Genomic DNA, 21,126 nt, shown 5'->3' on the forward strand with positions numbered 1-21,126 from the left:
ATCAACAACAGGAAATGAGGAAACTTCGATGAGATCGATGTGGCTTGTTCTTGCCTCAACCGTGCTGCTGGCGACGTCGCCGGCGAAGTCCCAGGACGGCTATCCGTCCAAGCAGGTGACGGTGATCGTTCCCTTCGCTGCCGGCGGCACCGCGGACATTTTTGCGCGGATGGTCTCGAACCATCTGCAAATGAAGTTCGGCAAGCCGTTCGTGGTCGAGAATGTCGGCGGCGCCGGTTCGATCCTCGGCGTGACGCGGCTGGCGAAGTCTGCGCCTGACGGCATCACGCTCGGGCTTGCCAGCACGTCCGCGCTCGCAATCAACCCCACGCTCTACGGGCCGAAGCTCAGCTACCAGCCGAACAAGGATCTGGCGCCGGTCGCCCAGATCAGCGTCGTGCCCAACGTTCTCGTCGTCAACCCCGACAAGATCAAGGCGCGCACCGTGCCGGAGCTGATCGCCTTTCTGAAGGCGAACCCGGACAAGGTCTCGTTCGGCTCGGCCGGCGTGGGCACCTCGCAGCATCTCGCCGGCGAACTGTTTCAGCAGATGACCGGCACCAAGATGGTGCACGTGCCCTACAAGGGCTCGAGCCAGATGCTGACGGATCTGCTGAGTGGCCAGATCGATCTCGCCTTCGACAACGTGCCGCTGCTGCTGCCGCAGGTGAAGACCGGCCAACTCGCGATGCTTGCGACCGCAACGCCCAAGCGCGCTGCCTTCGATCCGGAAATGCCCGCCGTTGCCGAATTCCTGCCCGGCTTCGAGGCCGTGGCCTGGCACGGCTTCTTCGTCCCCGCGGCGACGCCGAAGCCGATCGTCGAAAAGCTCTCCGCCGAGATCCGCGCCTTCATGCAGCAGCCGGAGACAGTGCAGAAGATGGCCGAACTCGGCGCAGCCGCGGTCGCGGTGGATTCCGAACCGTTCGCGGCCTACATCGCCGCGGAAACCGCGCGCTGGAAGAAGGTGATCGAAGCCGCAAACATCAAGCTGGATTAGGAGCCAGGTCGACCGTCTGGCAACGTTCGAAGTGGCTTGGGCCGGATCGCGGCTTGGCGCCTGTCGCGCCGGTCCCGCCAAAGCTTCGTGTATGCGCGAAGCTCGCTCGTCGCATCCTGTCGAGAAGCATAGGATGAAGGCGCTCGAGGAAGAGCGCCACCTCTGACGGTCTGTTTGTGAGCGGCTTACCTGGAGTGGCTGGGGAACTAGGATTCGAACCTAGACAAACAGAGTCAGAGTCTGTTGTGCTACCGTTACACCATTCCCCAACGGAATAGCCGAACAAATTCAATGACTTGTTGACTTGTCCGGCCGCGGCCGACGGCGCTTATCGCGCAAATCACGGCTCAGGCGTGGAGGGTTTCTACCCGCTCGGCTGTGGGCTGGCAAGCGCTGAGGTGCAGGTGTGTTTTGCGGTCCAATCGGGGGCGTGAGCGGCCGGATCTCAGGCTCCGGCGGCGCGCCGCAGCGGCGCGCGACGGTTTGCCTCATCGGAAAATCACGTTTCCCGGTCGGATCGGCGCGCGCTGCATCGTCCTTGGACATGCAACCCAAGGAGATCCGTGATGCCCTATGTCGATGGTTTCGTGCTGGCTGTGCCGAAGGACAAGATCGAGCCCTACAAGGCGCTGGCGAAAACGGCCTGCGCGATCTGGATGGAGCACGGCGCGCTGGATTATGTCGAATGCATAGGCGACGACGTGCCCTATGGTGAGCTCACGTCGTTTCCGCGCGCGGTGATGGCCAAGGAGGACGAGATCGTGGTGTTCTCCTGGATCATCTATCGCGACCGGGAAACTCGCGACGCCGTCAACAAGAAGGTGATGGCGGACCCCCGGCTGAAGCTGGACGGCATGCCGTTTGACGGCAAGCGCATGATCTATGGCGGCTTCACGACGCTGCTGAGGGCGAGCGACGTGGTCGGGTGAGCGCGCGCTGCGCAGCCTCGTAGGGTGGGTACGCTGGCGCTAACCCACCCTATAAGCGGTGCTTGCTTATGCATCGTGGCAATTCGTTTCACCTTGCCGGTATCGGGCCGGCATGCCATCCTCTCATCACCAGGCATAATCAAACGGAGGCGGGCGCTTAGCCGAGCTTTCTAAAAGAAACTGGTTGGGGAAACCCCTTGGGAGGTCTGATTTCATGAGATTGAAGCACGTCACCGGGCTGCTTTGCGCGGCTGCGATGTCCCTTGTGCTCGCTTCAGGCGCGCGAGCGCAGGACAAGGTCGTCAAGATCGGCGCGATCCTGCCGATGTCCGGCGGCACCGCCTCGATCGGCGCGCATGCCAAGGCGGCGCTCGAGGTCGCGACGGACATCATCAACAACGCCCATCCCGAACTCGGCAATCTGCCGCTGGCGAAGAACGCAGGCCTCGCCGGCCTCGGCGGCGCCAAGATCGAGATCGTGTTCGCGGACAACCAGGGCAACCCGGCGACAGGCCAGAACCAGGCGCTGCGTCTGATCACGGAGGACAAGGTGGCCGCTTTGTTCGGCTCCTATCAGTCCGGCGTCACGCTGACCTCGAGCGCGATCGCCGAGAAATACGGCATTCCCTTCCTGAACTCCGAGTCGGTCGCCGCCAATCTCACCGAGCGCGGCTTCAAATGGTTCTTCCGCACCACGCCGATCGCCACCGACTTCGCCAAGGCCTATGTCGATTTCCTCGCCGACATCAAGGCGCAGGGTGCCAAGACCGATGCAATCGCACTGGTTCACGACAACACCGAATACGGCACCTCTGTCGCCAACACCATCAGCGCCGCCTTCAAGGACAAGGGGCAGGCCATCGCAATTGACGTCGCCTATCCCGTCAACGCCACCGATTTGCAGGGTCAGGTGCTCCAGCTCAAGGAGAAGAAGCCCGACGTCATCATCATGATCAGCTACACGTCGGACGCGATCCTGTTCGCCAAGACCATGCAGTCGCTCGACTACAAGCCGCCCGTGCTGCTCGCCGACGACGCAGGCTATTCCGATCCGTCCTTCATCAAGGCGGTCGGCAAGATTTCGCAGGGCGTCTTCAATCGCTCGTCCTGGGCGGTGGGTCCGTCCGGCTCGCCGTCCGCCATCATCGCCGACATGTACAAGAAAAAGAGCGGCGAGGAGATGGACGACACCGTCGGCCGCCAGATGCAGGGCTTCTTCGTGCTGGCCGACGCGATCGACCGCGCCGGCTCGACCGATCCCGCCAAGATCCAGGCCGCGCTGAAGGCGACGGATCTGAAGCCCGAGCAATTGATGATGGGCTACAAGGGCGTGAAGTTCGACGACAAGGGCCAGAACGTGCTCGCCTCCGGCCTCATCATCCAGCTCCAGGACGGCGAGAACTACACCGCGGTGTGGCCCAAGGCCAATGCCGAGAAGGCGCCTGTGCTGCCTTACAAGGGCTGGTGAGATTTAAAGGCGGGGCTGAGCGCTCCGCCATTCCCATGATGATTTGATCAGAGCAACGCGGCTCATGTCCTTTGTACTCGTGCAGGTGATCGTCGGCGGGCTTCTGCTTGGCGCCGTCTACGCCCTGTTTTCCTCCGGCCTCACGCTGGTGTGGGGCATGATGAACATCGTCAATTTCGCGCATGGCGATTTCGTCATGCTCGGCATGTACGTTGCCTACGTCGTCTACACGCTGTTGGGGGGAGGGCCGATCCTCGGCGCGCCGCTGGCGACGCTGGTGCTCGCGACGGTCGGTGTCGTGGTCTATTTCACCCTGATCCGCGACATCATGAAGGGGCCGATGCTGGCGCAGATCCTCGGCACCTTCGGTCTGGCGCTGCTGTTGCGCTATTCCGTGTTCTGGTGGTTCGGCGCCAACTTCCTGTCGATGCCCCCGAATATCGTGGGCGGCACTTATGCGTTTGCCGGCTTGCGCATCGAGGCCTCGCGGCTGCTTGCCGGCGTGGTCGCGCTGCTCGTGACGCTCGGGCTGCATCTGCTGCTGACGCGGACCTCGCTCGGTTCGAAAATGCTGGCGGTGGCGGAGGATCAAACAGCGGCTCAGCTGATGGGCATCCGGCCCGACACCATGCAGGCGATCGCCTGGGCGATTGCGGCTGGCGCCACCGGGCTTGCCGGCGCGCTGATTGCGAACTTCTTCTACATCGTGCCGACCGTCGGCGAGACGCTCGGCATCGTCGCCTTCGTCACGGTTTCGCTCGGCGGCTTTGGGAGCGTGCCCGGCGCGCTCGTCGCAGGGCTCCTGATCGGGGTGATCGAGTCGCTATCCGGCTATCTGATCGGCGCGATCTACAAGGACATCGTCGTCTATGTCCTGTTCCTGCTCTTCCTCTGGTTCCGGCCACAGGGCCTGATGGGGAAGATGTGATGAGAAAGCTGTGATGCGGCGCTTGATCTGGCTCTCGGTCGTCGCAGCGATTGCGATCGCCTATCCGCTGCTGCTGTCCTCGCCGTTCCAGCAGCGCTTGGGCGCACTGGTGCTGCTTTATGCGATTGCGGCGTCGGCCTGGAACATCGTCGGCGGTTATGCCGGCCAGGTTTCGGTCGGACACGTCGTGTTCTTCGGCTGCGGCGCCTATGCCGCGATGGGGTCTTATGTAAAATTTGGCCTGTCGCCCCTGTTCGGCATTCCCGGCGGGATCGTGCTGGCCGTGGGCTTGGCTGCGATCATCGGTGTCCCGACGCTGCGTCTGTCCGGCCATTATTTCAGCATGGCGACGATCGCGGTCGCCGAGACGATGCGGCTGATCGTCACCAACACCGACTGGTTAGGCGCGGCCGTCGGGCTCTCTGGTCCAACTGTCCCACGCAACATCTTCGATCTCTCGTTCCTGTCGTCGCTGCCGTACTATTATCTCTTCCTGCTCATCCTCGCGATCACGCTTCTGATCACGTGGTGGATGACCAACAGCCGGATGGGGTTTTACCTGCGCGCCATCAAGGATTCCGAACGGGCCGCGCGCTCGCTCGGTGCACCTGCGAGCCGTACCAAGCTCTATGCCTACATGCTGAGTGCGGCGCTGACGAGCGTCGCCGGCGCGCTCTACGCCATGATGTTCGGCTTCGTCGATCCCGAGTCCGGGTTCGGCATCCTGATCTCGGTGAAAATCCTGATCATGGCGGCGCTGGGCGGGGCAGGGCTGCTGTTCGGACCGCTGGTGGGCGCCGCGATCCTGGTGCCGCTGGAGGAGATCTCCAACAGCTGGCTCGGCGGCAAGGGCGCCGGGCTCACCTTCGTGCTCTATGGCGCGATCATCGTGGTGATCGCGCGCTTCCAGCCGGGCGGTCTGCTCAGCCTGTTCACGCGGCGCAGCAAGCCCAGCAAGGATACGGGAGCAGGCCATGCTCCTTGAGGCGTGCGGGATCACCAAGGCGTTCGGCAGCTTCAAGGCAGTGGACGATGCTTCCGTCACGCTGGAGCAGGGCGACATCCTCGGCCTGATCGGCCCCAACGGCGCGGGCAAGTCCACGTTCTTCAACTGCCTCACCGGCGATCTCAAGACCACGTCCGGCCGCGTCCTGTTCGAGGGCCCGCGACATCACCGACCTCACGCCGGAGCTGCGCGCCGGGCTTGGGCTCGCCCGCACCTTCCAGGTGCCGCAGACATTTGAAGGCATGACGGTGCTCGAGAACGTCATGATCGGCGCCTTCCTGCGCACGGCGCATCGCAAGGAGGCCGAGACCAAGGCGCGCGCCGTGCTCGAGCGGGTCGGCATGATCAGGCTTGCGGATGCACCGGCGCGCTCGCTCGGCACGCCCGGCCGCAAGCGGCTGGAGATCGCGCGCGCGCTCGCGACCGAGCCGAAGGTGCTGCTGCTCGACGAAGCCATGGCCGGTCTCAACGCGCATGAAGTGAGGCTCGCCATCGACCTCGTCCGCGACATCCACCGTTCCGGCATTACGCTTGTGATCGTCGAGCACATCATGGAAGTGATCATGTCGCTCGCGAGCCGCGTGATGGTGTTCCACCAGGGCAAGGAGATCGCCCGTGGGTCACCCCGCGAAGTCACGTCCAACCCGGCGGTGATCGAGGCCTATCTCGGCAAGCGCGCGGCCAAGGCGGCCGCCGGCCACACGCCGGTCGAATTGATGGGCGGGCCGGACCTATGAGCGGGGCATTGCTCAGGATCGAGCATCTGGAGGTGCGCTACGGCGATCTCATCGGCGTCTCCGACGTCTCGCTGGAGGTTCCCGAAGGCAGCGTCGTCGCACTGCTAGGCTCCAATGGCGGCGGCAAGACCACGACGTTGAACGCCATCGCCGGCCTCATTCCCGTGCATTCCGGATTGATCCACTTTCGCGGCGAGGACATCGCCGGCGAGAGGGCGTTTGCGATCGTGCGCAAGGGGCTGGCGTTGTCGCCGGAGGGCTGGCGGCTGTTCGTGCAGCAGAGCGTGGAGAACAATTTGTTGCTCGGCGCAACGCCGCTGCACGACAAGTCGCGCCGGGCCACGCTCCTCGAACGCGTCTACGAGTTCTTTCCGCGGTTGAAGGAGCGCCGCAACCAGCGCGCCGGCACCATGTCCGGCGGGGGAACGGCAGATGCTCGCGGTCGGCCGCGCGCTGATGAGCGACCCGAAACTGCTGATGCTGGATGAACCCTCGCTCGGTCTTGCGCCGGCGATCGTCGAATCCATGTACGAGACGTTCGGCCGCCTGCATCGCGAGGGTCTGACCATCCTGCTCGCCGAGCAATCGATCGAGCTCGCGCTGGAAGTCTCGGATTTCGCCACCGTGCTCCAGGTCGGCAAGAGCGTGCTGTCAGGCACGGCCGCAGCGCTCGCGCAAGACCCGCAGGTGCAGAAGGCTTATCTTGGGGTGGACTGACTGATTTCCGACTGAAGCAGCAGCAACAGGCAGCCGGCGAGCCGTGTCTCCATCTCCTTCGTCCCGAGCGACAGCGGCCCGGGATCATTGAGGATCGCATTCACCAGCGTGCCCAGCACGATTTGGAAGCCGAACGCGATGGTGCGGACCTTGGCGGCCTTACGCCCCTTGCCCATCGCCGGCAGCAGGAGAGGGGTGGCGCGTTCGGTGGTCGCTTTCGCGAGAGCCTTGAATGCTGTCCATTTGTCCGGACGGGTGTCGTCATGCTGGAGCGCTGCGCGCAGCACGCCCTCGTGGTTGCGCATCCAGACGATGATGCCGCTGACGATGATTTGGCAGAGCTTGTCGAGGCCCGCATCGGGCGACGGCCGCCTGATCTCGGCCAGCCGCTGCTCGCCGTCGCGCGCGGCCAGTGCCATCAGCGCGTTGAAATAGGCTTCCTTGCTTTCGAAGCGGCTGTAGAAGGCGCCGACGGTGGCACCGACTTCGGTGCAGAGCGCTTCGATCGAAAGCTCGGCGAGGCTGCGCCTCCGCAGCATCTCCGCGCCGGCGCGCAGCAGCGCCAGCGTCGTCTCGCGGCTGCGCTTCTGGCGCGACGGGACGACGCCGGGCAGGTCGAAATCACGAAACTCGGGCTGTTCCGAACCTGGCTGCTTCCGCGCTTGCATCTGGGCTAAATCATAACCATAATTCGGATTATAGTTTAGGCGAGGACGAGCCGCAGGTCAACCGTGGCCGTCGGCGGCCATCCAGGCCAGCCGACAGGGAGGATCAGATGAGCGCAGGCAGCAACACGCCGTTCCGCGGCACCGTCGGCAAGACGGTTGCGGACTCAAAACCCTGGTGGCCGGAGGCGCCGAGGCCGCCCGAGGGCGCGCCGAACATTTTGGTCGTGCTGTTCGACGACGTCGGCTTCTCCGATTTCGGCTGCTATGGTTCCGCGATCAAGACGCCGACCATCGACAGGCTCGCCGCCGAAGGGCTGCGTTACTCCGGCTTCCACACCACCGCGATGTGCTCGACCACGCGCGCGGCACTGCTCACCGGGCGCAACCATCACTCCGTCGGCGTCGGATGCCTTGCCAATTTCGATTCCGGCTATCCCGGCTACCGCGGCAAAATCGCGCGCGAGGCGGGGACACTCGCCGAGATGCTGCGCACCCACGGCTATCGCAACTACATGGTCGGCAAATGGCACGTGACGCCGCTGACCGAAAGCGGCGCCACCGGCCCGTTCGACGGCTGGCCGCTCGGCCGCGGTTTTGATCGCTTCTACGGCTTTCTCGATGCCGAGACCGACCAGTACGCGCCGGAGCTCGTCTCCGACAACACGCATATCGATCCCCCGGGGACGTATGGCGATGGCTATCATCTGACCGAGGACCTGATCGACCAGTCGATCCGCTTCATCGGTGATCACGTCGCCGATCGTCCCGACATCCCGTGGCTCACCTGGGTGGCGCTGGGGGCCTGCCACGCGCCGCACCAGGCCCCGGCCGAGATCATCAGGAGCTACGACGCGACGTTCTCACACGGCTGGGACATCGAGCGCGAGCAGCGGCTGTCGCGTCAGAAGGCGATGGGGCTGGTGCCGGAGGGAACGCGGATGCCGGCGCGCAATGACGGCGTGAAGGCCTGGGAAGATCATTCGGCCGACGAGCGTCGCGTCTTCACGCGCCTGCAGGCGGCTTTTGCCGGCATGCTCGATCATTCCGATCGTCATCTTGCGCGCCTTGTCTCATTCCTGGAGACGGCCAACATCCGCGACAACACGGTCATCATCGTGATGTCCGACAACGGCGCCAGCCAGGAGGGCGGACCGCTCGGCTTCGTCAACGCGATGGGTCCGTTCAACTTCAAGCCGGAGCCGATCGCGGAGAAGCTGAGCCGTATCGATGACATCGGCGGGCCCGACACCCACAGTAATTTTCCGCATGGTTGGGCGATGGCGTCCAACACGCCACTGCGGCGCTACAAGCAGAACACCCATGGCGGCGGTATCCGTGATCCCTTCGTCATCAACTGGCCGAAGCAGATCGCGGCCAAGGGAGAGCTGCGGCACCAGTTCGTGCACGCAACCGACCTCACGCCGACGCTGCTGGAGCTGATCGGCATCGAGGCGCCCGCCGAGATCGCGGGCTGCCGGCAGATGCCGCTGGAAGGCGAGAGCTTTGCGCGTTCGATCGCGGACGCGTCCGCTCCTTCAAAGAGCTCGCCGCAATATTTCGAGATGTTCGGCCATCGCGGCCTTTGGCAGGGCGGCTGGAAGGCGGTCGCCTTCCATCCATCGGGCACGCCGTTCGATAGCGACAAATGGGAGCTGTTCCATCTCGATGAGGATTTCTCCGAGACCGATGATCTTGCGGCGAAAGAACCGGAGCGCCTGGCAGCGATGATCGCGGCATGGTGGGAGGAAGCCGAGAAGCACAAGGTGCTGCCGCTCGACGACCGCTTCGGGCCGCGCTTTGCGGAGAATGCCGCGCGCTTCCATGGTGCGCGCCATCATTTCGTCTTCCATGCCGGCATGGGTCATGTGCCGACCGATGTCGCGCCTGATGTGCGCAGCCGCAGCTACACGATCGAGGCGCATGTCGAGATCGACGAGGCGGGTGCCGACGGCGTGCTGATCTCGCATGGTGATGCGACGTCCGGCTATAGCCTCTACGTCAAGGACGGCCATCTCGTGCACGACCTCAACATCGGCGGCAGTCACCAGATCGTCCGCTCGGAGCGCAAGGTGCCGTCGGGCGCGCGGCGGCTCGGCGTTCACGTTGAGCGTCTTGTGCGCAAGGAGCCGCCGGCCAAGGGCTCGCGTACCGGCGTCACTGACTACACGCTCCTGATCGACGGTGAGAAGGCGGGATCGCTGCAGACCCAGCTCGGATTCCACACGCTGATTTCGTGGTCCGGCCTCGACATTGGCCGCGACCGCGGCAGCCCGGTGTCGCATTACGAGGCGCCGTTCGAATTCGAAGGACGGCTCTCGCGCGTCAGCGTGACCATGCACAACGACCAGAAGCTCGACGGCGACGCCGTCGGCAACGCGCAGATGGCTCGGCAGTAACGGCAGGCTTGCGGGCTGCGAGAGCGCTCGGCCATCATGGTTCGAGACGCCCGCCCTGGCGGGCTCCTCACCATAAGGGTTTGGGATTTGCCGCGCGCTGAAACCTCATCCTGAGGAGCCCGCGGAAGCGGGCGTCTCGAAGGATGGGCCGCAAGGAAAACTCCTGCGGCAATCGGCGAAAAAGAAGCGGGCTACTTGATCTTGTCGTAAGCGGCCGCGAAATCGCCGAGCGGCATCGGAATCGCGATCGTTTCCTTCGCCATGTTCTGGAAGGAGACCTTGAGCTGTTTGCCCGACCGCAAGGTCGCAAGCAGGTCCGGCGCGATCGGAGTCGAGGCGTAGCAGCCGCGGTTCTCGCAGGTCTGGATGGGGAGATCGACCGTCTTGCCCTCGTCGACCTGGAGCTTGGCGCCGATGGGAAGGTTGAGGCCGAGCGGCAATTGCAGCAGCGCCACCGGTGTGCGGGTGTCGGGCGCAATGCGGATGTTGATCAGGACGATGGTCTGGCCGGTCTTGGTCAGCACCGCGTTCTGCTCCATCGCGCATTCGAGCGGCGCATCGCGGCTGACGCTGGTACAGCGCACGACCCAGCCGGCCTGCTGCGCCGGAGAGGCCTCAGCCTGCGGTTGCGTCGGAGCCGGTGCGGGCTGTGCCGCCGGGGCAGGGGGAGCTGCGTTCTTCTTGGCGCCCTGCTGGGCATACGCGGCACCCGTCGACAACAGGAGCGCGGCGGCAAGGGCGGCAAGTCTGGATTGCATGGACATGGCAAAACCGCGTTGGCGTGAACCGGGGTCTCGCTCGCTGTAGCGTCGCGAGGCGGGCGGTGCAAGCTGCTACTCGGCAGCTTCCTTAACGGTGCCGTGCGCGATCGTCTCGTCGCCTTCGCCGTCACCCTTACGGCCCCAACCCGAGAACCAGTTGTTGAGCTCGTCGAGATAGAGATAGACGACCGGGGTGGTGAACAGCGTCAGCGCCTGGCTGACGATCAGGCCGCCGACCATGGCGTAGCCGAGCGGCTGGCGGATCTCGGCGCCGGTGCCGTGACTGAGCATCAGCGGCACACCGCCGAGCAGGGCAGCCATCGTCGTCATCATGATCGGACGGAAGCGCAACAGCGCTGCCTGCCGGATCGATTCCGCCGGCGTCTTGTGCTCGTCGCGCTCCGCGGCGATGGCGAAGTCCACCATCATGATGCCGTTCTTCTTCACGATGCCGATCAGCAGAATAATGCCGATCAAAGCAATGAGGCTGAACTCGAAACCGGCCGCCATCAGGATCGCGAGCGCGCCGACGCCGGCCGAGGGCAGGGTCGAGAGAATCGTGATCGGATGGATGTAGCTCTCGTAGAGGATGCCGAGGATCAGATAGACCACGACCAGCGCCGCGAGGATCAGGAGCGGCACGGTGCCCAGCGACTGCTGGAACGCCTGTGCCGTGCCTTGGAAGCTCGAATTGAGCGTGGGCGGCGCACCGAGATCGGCCATCGCCTTCTGCACGGCCTCCGTGGCCTGGCCGAGCGCGACGCCTTGGGCGAGGTTGAAGCTGATCGTGATCGCCGGGAACTGGCCCTGATGACTGATCGAGAGCGGGCGGACCGGATCGGTGCTCCAGGTCGCAAACGTCGACAGCGGCACCTGGTCCCCGGTCAGCGGCGATTTCAGATAGAGTTTGTTCAGGCTTTCGAGGCTGCCCTGCATCTCCGGGAGGATTTCCAGGATCACCTTGTAGGTGTTGAGCTGGGTGAAATACTGCGTGACCTGGCGCTGGCCGAAGGCGTCGTACAGCGTGTCGTCGATCAGCTGAGGCTGGATGCCGTAGCGCGCTGCGGTATCGCGGTTGATCTTGAGCTGAACCGTGGTGCCTTTGGTCTGCTGGTCGGTCGCGACGTCGCGCAGTTGCGGCAACGTCTGCATCTTGGCGAGGATTTTCGGCGCCCAGTCGTTGAGCTCGGCCAGATCGGCGTCCTGCAACGTGAACTCGAACTGCGTGCGCGTCGGCCGGCCGCCGAGCCGGACGTCCTGGGCCGCCTGCATGTAGAGACGGGCGCCCGACACCTTCTCGAGCTGGGGACGCAGCCGCGCGATGATCTGCTGCGCCGAGGTAGTGCGGACGCCGAGCGGCTTCAGCGTGATGAACATGTTGCCGTTGTTGCCGGCGCGGCCGCTGCCGCCGATGTTCATCGCGATCGTTGCGACGTCGGGATCGTCCATCACGATCTTGCCGAGCTCGACCTGGCGGCGCTGCATCTCCGCGAACGAGATGTCCTGGGAGGCTTCCGAGGTCGCGGTGATCAGGCCGACGTCCTGCTGCGGGAAGAACCCTTTCGGGATCAGGACGAACAAATAGACCGACAAAGCAAGGGTCGCGAAAAAGATCGCGAGCGTCGTGCGGCGCCAGGCCAGTGCATGGTCGAGCACCCATTCGTAGCCGCGCAGCATCGCATCGAAGCCGCGCTCGCTCCACTGATAGAACTTGCCGTGGGTCACCTCGCCATGGGCGCGCAGGAAGCGCGAGGCCATCATCGGCGTCAGGGTCAGCGACACGAACATCGAGACGAAGATCGTCATCGCCAGCACGACGGCGAATTCGCGGAACAGGCGCCCGATGATGCCGCCCATCAGCAGCAGCGGAATCAGCACCGCGACCAGCGAGATACTGATCGACACGATGGTGAAGCCGATTTCCTTGGAGCCCTTGAAGGCGGCCGCCATCGGCGATTCGCCTTCCTCGATGTAGCGGGTGATGTTCTCGAGCATCACGATGGCGTCGTCGACGACGAAGCCGACCGCGATGGTGAGCGCCATCAGCGACAAATTGTCGAGCGAATAGCCGACCACCCACATCAAGGCGCACGCGCCCAGCAGCGCCAGCGGAACCGTGATGGTGGGAATGACGGTCGCCCAGAAACTGCGCAGGAAAATGAAGATGACCATGACCACCAGCGCAATGGTCAGCAGCAGCGTGAACTGGACGTCCTCGACGGCGGCGCGGATGGTCGTGGTGCGGTCGCTGATGAGCTCGATCTTGATCGCGGGCGGTATCGCGGCCACGAGGCGAGGCAGGGTGGCCTTGATCCGGTCGACGGTCTCGATCACGTTGGCGCCCGGCTGCTTGAATATCACCAGGAACACGCCGCGCTTGCCATTGGCCCAGGCCGCCTGCTTGGCGTCTTCAGCGCCGCTGACCGCCTGGCCGATGTCGCGGATTCGCAAGGGACCGCCATTGCGATAGGCGATGATGACGTCGTTCCAGTCCTTGGCCTGGGTCAGCTGGTCGTTGGCGTAGATCGTGTAGGCGCGCTTCGGGCCGTCGATATTGCCTTTGGGGCTGTCGACCGTGGTGATCGCGATCTGGCTGCGCACGTCCTCCATCGACAGGCCCTTGGCGACGAGTTTCGCCGGATCGATCTGGATGCGGATGGACGGTTTCTGCTGGCCGCCGATGAACACCTGCGCGACGCCCGAGAGCTGGCTGATCTGCTGGGCGAGCTGGGCATCGACCGCGTCGCTGACGCTGGTCAGCGGCAATGTATCGGAGGTCGCCGACAGCAGCAGGATCGGCGCGTCGGCCGGGTTGACCTTGCGGTAGGTCGGCGGCGAGGGCAGATTCTTCGGCAGCTGGCCGCTCGCGGCATTGATGGGCGCCCTGCACGTCATTGGCGGCGCCGTCGATGCTGCGGTTGAGGTCGAACTGGATCGTGATCGACGCGGTGCCCAGATAGCTCGTCGAGGTCATCTGGGCGATGCCCGGGATCTGGGCGAATTGCCGTTCGAGCGGCTGGGCCACCGACGAGGCCATGGTCTCCGGGCTGCCGCCCGGCAGATTGGCGGTGATCTGGATGGTCGGGAAGTCCACCTGCGGCAGTGGCGCGACCGGCAGCAGGGGATAGGCGACGAGACCGACGAAGAGAATGCCGGCCATCAGCAGCGAGGTGCCGATGGGATAACGGATGAAAGGTGCCGAAATCCCTCCCGCGTTCATTCCTGTCGAACCTTGTTCTGGGCCGGATCCGTACTCGCCACGGCCGTGGAGACGAGGCTTCCCGGCTGGACCTTGAATTGGCCGCCGGTGATCACTTGTTGCCCGGGCGTCAGCCCTTCGTCGATGACCGAACGCCCGTCGATGCCGTAGCTGACCTTGATCTTGTGCATCTCGGCCTTGTTGTCCTGATTGACGGTATAGGCATAGAGGCCGTTGGTGGAGTGCTGGACCGCGTCATCGGGAACGACGGTCGCATCTTTCAAGGTGCGCACCAGAAGGCGCGTCGACACCGACTGCCCGGGCCACAGCGCGTGGTCCTTATTGTCGAACACCGCCTTGAGCCGGATCGTCCCGCTGCTCGTGTCGACCTGGTTGTTGATGACCGCGAGCTTGCCCTCGGCCAGCGTCTTCTTGCCGTCGGTGGTGAAAGCGATCACCTTGAGCGCGCCGGCCTTCTGGCCCTCGCTGATATAGGGAAGCTGATCCTCCGGCGCCGTGAAGATCACCGAGATCGGCTCGACCTGCGATATCGTGACGATGCCGGTCTGCGTCGAGGCGTTGACGATGTTGCCCACGTCGACCTGGCGCAGGCCCGCGACGCCGGTGATCGGTGCCTTGACCTGGGTGTAGTCGAGCTGGGTCTGGGCGTTGGAGATCGCGGCATCGTCGGCGGCGATCTGCGCAGTGAGCTGGGCAACCGTGGAGCGCTGGGTGTCGACCCGCTGTGCGGTGGCGAATTCGCCGAGCTTCATGGCGCGCTGGAGCTCGAGATTGGCGTTGGCCAGATTCGCCTCGTCCTGGGCCCTCTTGGCCTTGGCCTGGTCGAGCGTGGCTTGATAGGGGCGGGGATCAATCGAGACGAGAAGCTCGTCCTGCTTGACGATCTGGCCTTCGGTGAAGGCGATCTTGTCGATCTGGCCATCCACCCGAGTCCGGACTTGTACGGTGTTGAAGCCCGCAACCGTGCCCAGACCGGTCAGGTAGACCGGGAAGTCGACCTTCTGGACCGGCGAAACACTCACGAGGACGGCGGGCGGACGCTGCGGACCCTTCTGCGCGGTCTGGGTTTTTGCGGCGTCGGGCGAGCCGAATTTGTGCCAACCATAGTAACCCGCGGAGGCCACGGCCGCGATGATCAGAATCCAGAGGATCGGCCGGGACTTTTTCATATCGTCTCGTGTCGGCTCTCGTGCCCTAAGCTACGAATTATGAGGGCAATCATTGGGTTCCAAGGCGCCTGTATAATACACGCCAAGTTCCAGAGTAAACAGCACTATCGGTTGAGAATCCTAAACAATTGGAAAGCTTTGCACTGTCTAGGCAGCTCCGTGGCGCTACGGTGTGCAGCACTGCATTTTCCCGGCGTGAACGATCAGCGTGCAAACCTTGTGCAATGCTCGAAAGCGGTGTGCGCCACGCTGAATGGCGCCGCGCAGAGCCGCCGGGGCGGACGCTTTACAAGAACGGTTCTAAACCGTGCAGAGGCCGTTTCGGTTGTCAGGAAAATCGGCATCGTTCATATCGGCCCCGCCACCAGAGGGAGCGCAGGATGGACGAGCTGAACGGCAAGCTTATCGCGTGTCAGATTCTGATCACGGGACTGATCGCACGCGTTGCCAACGAGCAGCGTGATCCCCTGCGCTTCCTCACGGACTTCCGCGACGAGATCAAAGCCGTCGTCAACGGCGTCAACATCGCCGGCATGGACGATAGCGATCGCGTGCGCGCCGTGGCGCAGAAGACCATCGACGAATTGTTCTCGCTGATGAAGCCGCCGAGCAGCGATTGAGCTGCAACACGCTACCGTGTGAAGCAAGGCGCGTGCAGATCAACTGCATCACTATGTCGCGCGGATTTAGATCGATTACAAAGCTCGATTTTAGAATCGATTTGAACTGGACGATTTCAAGTGATCGAACGGATCACACTGCATTGACCTGCATTTTCTCGATCGATAGCACCGGCCCATCGTTCATCGCGCATGTTGCGGATCGATGAATTCAAGATGGGGTGCGTTGGGATGGAGCTGGCAGTTGTGCCGCGATCGTTGCGTTCGATCGCAGGGGGGCATTCGGTTGAGAACAAGTTCGATGGGCATTCTGGCAAGGCGGTTTCTGCCGTTGCAGGATTGATCGCGGTGGCGTCGGTGTCGAGCGGCGCAGAGGCGCAGCAGTCGAACCTGCCGCCGGTGACGGTCGACGCTCCCGTCGCGCGTCCGCGTCCCGCGGTTTCGAAGCCGACGCCGGATCAGGTCCGCGCGCGCAATGCGCTTCGGCGCGCCGCGCAGCGGCAGCAGGCGGCGCAGCAGACCGCGCCCACGGTCCCGGCCGGCGAAGTCGATCGCAATCCCTATTCCGATCCGGCGGCGCCCTACAAAGTCGACCACGTCCAGGCCTCCGGCAAGTTTCCCGAGCCGATGCTGAACACGCCGAAGACCATCACGGTGCTCAGCAAGGAAGTGCTCGAGGACAAGAATGCCACGACGCTGAAGGAGATCGGCCGTTCGACCGCCGGCGTGACGCTGGGATCGGGTGAGGGCGGCAACGCCTTCGGCGACCGCTTCTTCATCCGCGGCTTCGACGCGCGAAACGACGTCTTCATCGACGGCATCCGCGATCCCGCGGTCTCGATCCGCGAGAACTTCTTCACCGAGCAGATCGAGATTCTGCGCGGGCCAGCCTCGTCCTATGCCGGCCGCGGCACCGCCGGCGGCGCCATCAACATCGTCACCAAGCAGGCCGGCGACACCAACTTCAAGCGCATGGATACCGAGTTCGGCACCGACAGGACCAAGCGCGTCACGATCGATGTCAACCAGGTGATCGATCCGACCTTCTCGGTGCGCACCGGCGGCATGTTCCAGGATGCCAACGTCGCCGGCCGCGACTACGTCACCGACAATCGCTGGGGCAGTTTCATCTCGACCAAGTACACCCCGACCAGCGACATCAAGATCACCACGAACTACGTCCATACCGATCTCAGCGGCCTGCCGGATTTCGGCGTGCCTTATTACAAGAAGGGTAACGTGCCGGTGACGTCCGCCGGCATTCCGCGTGGAAACTGGTACGGCTTCCTCAACCGCGACTTCCAGACCGCGCGGCAGGATTTCGGCACCGGCACGATCGAGTACAAGGTCAACGAGGCCATCACGCTGAGCAGCAAAGTGCGCGGCGAGCACTCGCTGCTGAACTACATCGGCACGCTGCCGCAGAACCCGAATACGACCAGCCCCAATCCCTTGCTCTGGACCACGACGGCCAGCGCGCAGAGCCGGCTGCAGAACGTGGACGTGTGGGCCAACCAGAACGAGGCCACGTTCAAGCTCGACACCGGCGGGGTGAAGCACACTGCCGTATTCGGCGTGGAATATGCGAACGAGAACATCTCGATCGACCGTTACGCCGGCCTCGCGTCGGAACTGGCCGGCAGCGCCTTCACCAGCACCGGCGCCGTTACAGGGGTCAATCTCTATTCCCCCCAGTACACCAACATCCCGTTCGGATCGCCGTCGTTGACCGGAAATCCGACGCGCTATGGTGTCAACACCAGCAGCGTGTACGTCATGGACACCGCCAACTGGCAGGACACGATCATCGTCAATGGCGGCATCCGCTACGACGGCTACAACATGAGCTCGTCGACCAACTCGCCGAATTACCTGAAAATGAACGCCGACCTCGTCAATTACAACGTCGGCCTGGTCTACAAGCCGACGTCGATCGGCAGCGTCTATGCGGCCTATGCGACTTCGGCCAATCCGTTCGGCTCGGAGCTTGACGCGACCGGCACCGACTACGGTGGCGTTCCGGCCAACACGGTCATCCTGCTCGGGCCCGAGCGCAACAAGGCCGCCGAACTCGGCACCAAATGGGAGCTGGCGGATCGTCACCTGTTGGTCAGCGCTGCGCTGTTCCAGACCACGAAGGACAATGCGCGCGAGACAAACGCCGCGGGCCTGCTCACGTCGAACGCTGCCTACCGCATCCAGGGCATCGACATCGAGGCCGAGGGCAAGATCACCGATCGCTGGAGCATCTTCGGCGGTATCGTGCTGATGCAGTCGAAGGTCACGCAGAGCAACATCGCCTCCAACCTCGGCCTGCAGCTCGCCAACGTCGCGCACCAGTCGTTCAGCATGCTGACCAAGTACAAGTTCGATGGCGGCTGGGAGCTGGGCGGGCAGGCGGTGTACCGCTCGAAAGTCTATGGCGGCACGTTCGCGGCCAATACCGGCAACGAGCTCCCGAGCTACTGGCGCTTCGACGCGTTCGTCGAGAAGAAGATCGACAAGAACTGGACCATGAAGTTCTACGCGCAGAATCTCACCAACAAGCTCTACTACGATACGCTCTACCGCAGCGCCGTGCCGTTCGTGGCGGTCGCGCCGGGCCGGGCATTCTATCTCGTGACGACGGCGAAGTTCTGATTTCGTCTATCCAAGGCTGGGATGTCCGCCATGGCGGGCATCCCTCCACCTTCCGCATCCGATGGTGAGAGTGCGTGCCACCGGTGTCCGAGGGACAAAATCGGCATCAGTTTAGAACGCTTACAAACTCGAGATTAGAACGCTTACAAAGTGACGCGCGCAGGCAAGTTTAGAATTGCTTTGAAATGGGCGGATTCCTCCGCTGTGTTGCCGTGATCGCGTTGACCCCCATCAATACGCCCGATAGCACCGGTGCGTCGCGTTGTCGCAACGCGGCCAATGGAAGCAAAAACACTGCGGGGCGTGTGATGAGCATGACGAAAACACCGCGATCGTTGCGTCCGGTCGCTGTTCGGAAATCATTCGGCAACAATTTGGATGCTGCGACGGGCAAGACCGTTTCTGCAGTGGCCAGTCTGATCGCCGTCGCGTCAGTTTCGAGCGGGGCTCAGGCGCAGCAGTCGAACCTGCCGCCGGTGACGGTCGATGCGCCGGTCCAGCGTCCGCGCCCCGTGGCTTCGAAACCGGCGGCCGACCAGGTCCGCGCGCGCAATGCGCTTCGGCGTGCTGCGCAGCGGCAGCAGGCAGCAACGGCGCCAGTCGTCAATCCAGGCGGTCTTGCGGCCGACCGTGATCCGTACGCAAATCCCGCCGCGCCTTACATGGCGACCCGGGTGCAGGCGTCAGGCAAATTCCCCGAGCCGATCCTCAACACGCCAAAATCGATCACTGTGCTTACAAAGGATGTGCTCGAGGACATGAACGCCACGTCGCTGAAACGGGCGATCCTGAGTACGGCTGGCGTGACGCTTGGAACAGGCGAGGGCGGCAACGCCTTCGGTGACCGCTTCTTTATCCGCGGCTTCGACGCCCGCAACGACATCTTCATCGACGGTGTCCGCGATCCCGGCGTCAGCGTTCGTGAGAACTTCTTCACCGAGCAGGTTGAGATCCTGCGCGGTCCCGGCTCGACCTTTGCCGGTCGCGGTGTCGCCGGTGGTGCGATCAACATCGTCACCAAGCAGGCGACGACGGAGAAGAGCTTCTACAACATGGACACCACGTTTGGCACCGACCAGACCAAGCGTGTCACCCTCGACGTCAACCAGGTGATCAACCCGACACTGGCCGTTCGTGCCGGCGGTCTGTTCCAGGATGCCGATGTCGCCGGGCGCGATTTCGTCAAGGACAATCGCAATGGCGCTTTCGTCGCGACGACCTGGAAGCCTGTCGATGCTGTCAAGGTCACGGCTGGCTACATTCATACCGAATTGACGGGAGTTCCGGACTTCGGTGTGCCCTATTATCGGCCGAGCACGGCGTCGACCGCCGGCGGTCCGTTCGCGGACTTCGGCGCCAACCGCAACAACTGGTATGGCCAGATCAACCGCGACTTCTATCGGACCGGCCAGGACATCGGTTCGCTCAACGCGGAAGTGCAGATCACCCCGGACCTGATGGTCAGCAACAGGTTCCGTGCGTCTCGCTCGACGCAGAACTACGTCGGAACGCTGCCGGAGAGCCCGATCAACGGCACCCCGCTCTCGGCTTCCACGCTCACGATGAATCCGCAGAGCCGTCTCCAGATCACCGACGTGATCGCCAACCAGACGGAGGCGACCTACAAATTCCAGGACGGGGTCGGGTTCAAGCATACCGCGCTGGCGGGAATTGAAGTCGATCGCGAGAGATCGTCGATCGACAAATATCTCGGGCTCACCTCGGAGGGGAACGGAGTGCCCGTAAGCCCATCCGGTTCGCCGACGGGCGTCAGCGTCTTCTTTCCCCAAGATACGTTTTTGCCCGGTAAAGCGCTCGCGCTGGCAGGGCTGCCGACCAAAATCGGCATCGACACCGTCAGCGGCTACGTCATGGATAGCGCGAATTATCGCGACCTCCTGATCCTCAACGGCGGTTTCCGCTACGATAATTACAAGATCAACACGTCGGGATACGGAACGGTCGGTGGCGTGAGCCAGTTTGGCCAGCAGTCTGCCGAGTTCCTGATTCCGAACTTCAACCTCGGTCTCACGCTCAAGCCGCTTCCGAATGGCAGCGTCTACGTGGCGTATGCGACCTCAGCGAATCCCGTCGGTGCCGAGTTCGATGGGACGAGCACCGCTTATGGTGGTCTCACACCCGTCCTCAACGGCAGTACGAACCAGATTTTCGGGCCGGAGAAGAACAAGGCGATCGAGCTCGGCACGAAATGGGAGTTGTTCGACCGTCACCTTTTGCTGACGGCGGCGCTGTTTCAGACCACGAAGGACAACGCGCGCGAATCGCAGAACATTACCGCGGCAACGGCAACGGCGACTTGTCCCTATCCAGTAACTGTACCGGCGACTACCGGCTCGGTGTCGTGTATCACGGCCGGCGCAGCCTACCGCATCCGCGGCATTGATCTCGGTGTCGGTGGCAAGATCACCGACAAGTGGAGCGTATTCGGCGGTCTCGTACTGATGCAGTCGGAGGTGACGCAGTCGCTGGCGCCGTCCGCGAACAAGACCCTTTATCCCACCAACGTCGGCCGTCCGCTCGCCAATGTTGCGCACGAGTCGTTCAGCCTGCTCTCGAAATACCAGCTCACCGATGTCTGGGAGCTTGGCGGGCAGGCGGTTTACCGCTCGAAGATCTACGGCGGCACCTTACTCGCGGCCAACCAGGGCACGTCGATCCCAAGCTACTGGCGCTTCGACATGTTCGCGGAGGCCAAGATCAACAAGAACTGGCAGGTCAAGCTGTTCGTGAACAACATCTTCGACAAGCGCTACTACGACGCGCTGTACCAGAGCGCGGCACCGTTCGTGCTGGAAGCACCGGGACGCGCCGCCTATCTGGTGATCTCGGCGCGCTACTGATGAAGT

The 21,126-nt window shown here is 63.4% G+C and carries 14 protein-coding genes, 1 tRNA gene and 2 pseudogenes; 12 read left to right on the forward strand and 5 right to left on the reverse strand.

What is annotated here, in order from left to right; translation table 11 throughout:
• Positions 1 to 28 precede the first annotated feature (28 nt).
• Positions 29 to 1,000, forward strand: a complete 972-nt coding sequence (locus ACVWW3_RS07935; RefSeq protein WP_456650392.1) for a Bug family tripartite tricarboxylate transporter substrate binding protein — start codon at positions 29 to 31, stop codon at positions 998 to 1,000.
• 195 nt (positions 1,001 to 1,195) lie between these two features.
• Here the strand turns inward: ACVWW3_RS07935 and ACVWW3_RS07940 are convergent.
• Positions 1,196 to 1,269, reverse strand: a tRNA-Gln gene (locus ACVWW3_RS07940).
• A gap of 297 nt (positions 1,270 to 1,566) precedes the next feature.
• Here ACVWW3_RS07940 and ACVWW3_RS07945 point away from each other — a divergent pair.
• From ACVWW3_RS07945 to ACVWW3_RS07975, 7 genes and pseudogenes are all read left to right on the forward strand, one after another.
• On the forward strand, positions 1,567 to 1,929 hold the full coding sequence (locus ACVWW3_RS07945) for a DUF1428 domain-containing protein (RefSeq protein ID WP_456650391.1): 363 nt from the start codon (positions 1,567 to 1,569) through the stop codon (positions 1,927 to 1,929).
• Between the two features lie 214 nt (positions 1,930 to 2,143).
• On the forward strand, positions 2,144 to 3,397 hold the full coding sequence (locus ACVWW3_RS07950; RefSeq protein WP_456650390.1) for an ABC transporter substrate-binding protein: 1,254 nt from the start codon (positions 2,144 to 2,146) through the stop codon (positions 3,395 to 3,397).
• A gap of 64 nt (positions 3,398 to 3,461) precedes the next feature.
• Positions 3,462 to 4,325, forward strand: coding sequence for a branched-chain amino acid ABC transporter permease (locus ACVWW3_RS07955; protein ID WP_456650389.1), 864 nt, complete (start codon positions 3,462 to 3,464; stop codon positions 4,323 to 4,325).
• Positions 4,326 to 4,338: 13 nt separating this feature from the next.
• Positions 4,339 to 5,310, forward strand: coding sequence for a branched-chain amino acid ABC transporter permease (locus ACVWW3_RS07960; RefSeq protein ID WP_247345810.1), 972 nt, complete (start codon positions 4,339 to 4,341; stop codon positions 5,308 to 5,310).
• Positions 5,300 to 5,569 (forward strand): ATP-binding cassette domain-containing protein, encoded by a 270-nt coding sequence (locus ACVWW3_RS07965; protein ID WP_456671929.1) that lies wholly within the window; start codon positions 5,300 to 5,302, stop codon positions 5,567 to 5,569. The genes ACVWW3_RS07960 and ACVWW3_RS07965 overlap by 11 nt, the downstream gene beginning before the upstream one ends.
• A complete protein-coding gene (locus tag ACVWW3_RS07970) occupies positions 5,553 to 6,068 on the forward strand; it encodes an ABC transporter ATP-binding protein C-terminal domain-containing protein (protein ID WP_456671930.1) in 516 nt (171 codons plus the stop codon). The genes ACVWW3_RS07965 and ACVWW3_RS07970 overlap by 17 nt, the downstream gene beginning before the upstream one ends.
• A pseudogene (locus tag ACVWW3_RS07975) lies at positions 6,065 to 6,785 on the forward strand (ABC transporter ATP-binding protein). Before ACVWW3_RS07970 ends, ACVWW3_RS07975 begins: the two are co-directional and overlap by 4 nt.
• Here the strand turns inward: ACVWW3_RS07975 and ACVWW3_RS07980 are convergent.
• Positions 6,767 to 7,453, reverse strand: coding sequence for a TetR/AcrR family transcriptional regulator (locus ACVWW3_RS07980; RefSeq protein WP_456650387.1), 687 nt, complete (start codon positions 7,451 to 7,453; stop codon positions 6,767 to 6,769). The pseudogene ACVWW3_RS07975 and the gene ACVWW3_RS07980 overlap by 19 nt on opposite strands.
• A gap of 107 nt (positions 7,454 to 7,560) precedes the next feature.
• On the opposite strand from ACVWW3_RS07980, the gene ACVWW3_RS07985 reads away from it, so the two are divergent.
• Positions 7,561 to 9,849, forward strand: coding sequence for an arylsulfatase (locus ACVWW3_RS07985; RefSeq protein ID WP_456650386.1), 2,289 nt, complete (start codon positions 7,561 to 7,563; stop codon positions 9,847 to 9,849).
• 191 nt (positions 9,850 to 10,040) lie between these two features.
• Here ACVWW3_RS07985 and ACVWW3_RS07990 read toward each other — a convergent pair whose 3' ends face one another.
• The 3 genes and pseudogenes from ACVWW3_RS07990 to ACVWW3_RS08000 form a co-directional block, all read right to left on the reverse strand.
• Positions 10,041 to 10,613, reverse strand: coding sequence for an invasion associated locus B family protein (locus ACVWW3_RS07990; RefSeq protein WP_456650385.1), 573 nt, complete (start codon positions 10,611 to 10,613; stop codon positions 10,041 to 10,043).
• A 69-nt stretch (positions 10,614 to 10,682) separates the two neighbouring features.
• Positions 10,683 to 13,830 (reverse strand): annotated as a pseudogene (locus tag ACVWW3_RS07995) (efflux RND transporter permease subunit).
• Complete coding sequence (locus ACVWW3_RS08000) at positions 13,827 to 14,999, reverse strand: efflux RND transporter periplasmic adaptor subunit (RefSeq protein ID WP_354046730.1); 1,173 nt, start codon at positions 14,997 to 14,999, stop codon at positions 13,827 to 13,829. The pseudogene ACVWW3_RS07995 and the gene ACVWW3_RS08000 overlap by 4 nt, the downstream one beginning before the upstream one ends.
• 380 nt (positions 15,000 to 15,379) lie before the next feature.
• Here ACVWW3_RS08000 and ACVWW3_RS08005 point away from each other — a divergent pair, with 380 nt between their 5' ends.
• From ACVWW3_RS08005 to ACVWW3_RS08015, 3 genes are all read left to right on the forward strand, one after another.
• Positions 15,380 to 15,619, forward strand: coding sequence for a hypothetical protein (locus ACVWW3_RS08005; RefSeq protein ID WP_247345835.1), 240 nt, complete (start codon positions 15,380 to 15,382; stop codon positions 15,617 to 15,619).
• Positions 15,620 to 15,850: 231 nt separating this feature from the next.
• On the forward strand, positions 15,851 to 18,259 hold the full coding sequence (locus ACVWW3_RS08010) for a TonB-dependent receptor (RefSeq protein ID WP_456671931.1): 2,409 nt from the start codon (positions 15,851 to 15,853) through the stop codon (positions 18,257 to 18,259).
• Positions 18,260 to 18,567: 308 nt separating this feature from the next.
• Positions 18,568 to 21,120, forward strand: a complete 2,553-nt coding sequence (locus tag ACVWW3_RS08015) for a TonB-dependent receptor (RefSeq protein WP_456650383.1) — start codon at positions 18,568 to 18,570, stop codon at positions 21,118 to 21,120.
• Positions 21,121 to 21,126 lie beyond the last annotated feature (6 nt).

It is taken from the genome of Bradyrhizobium sp. LM2.9 (assembly GCF_054056555.1).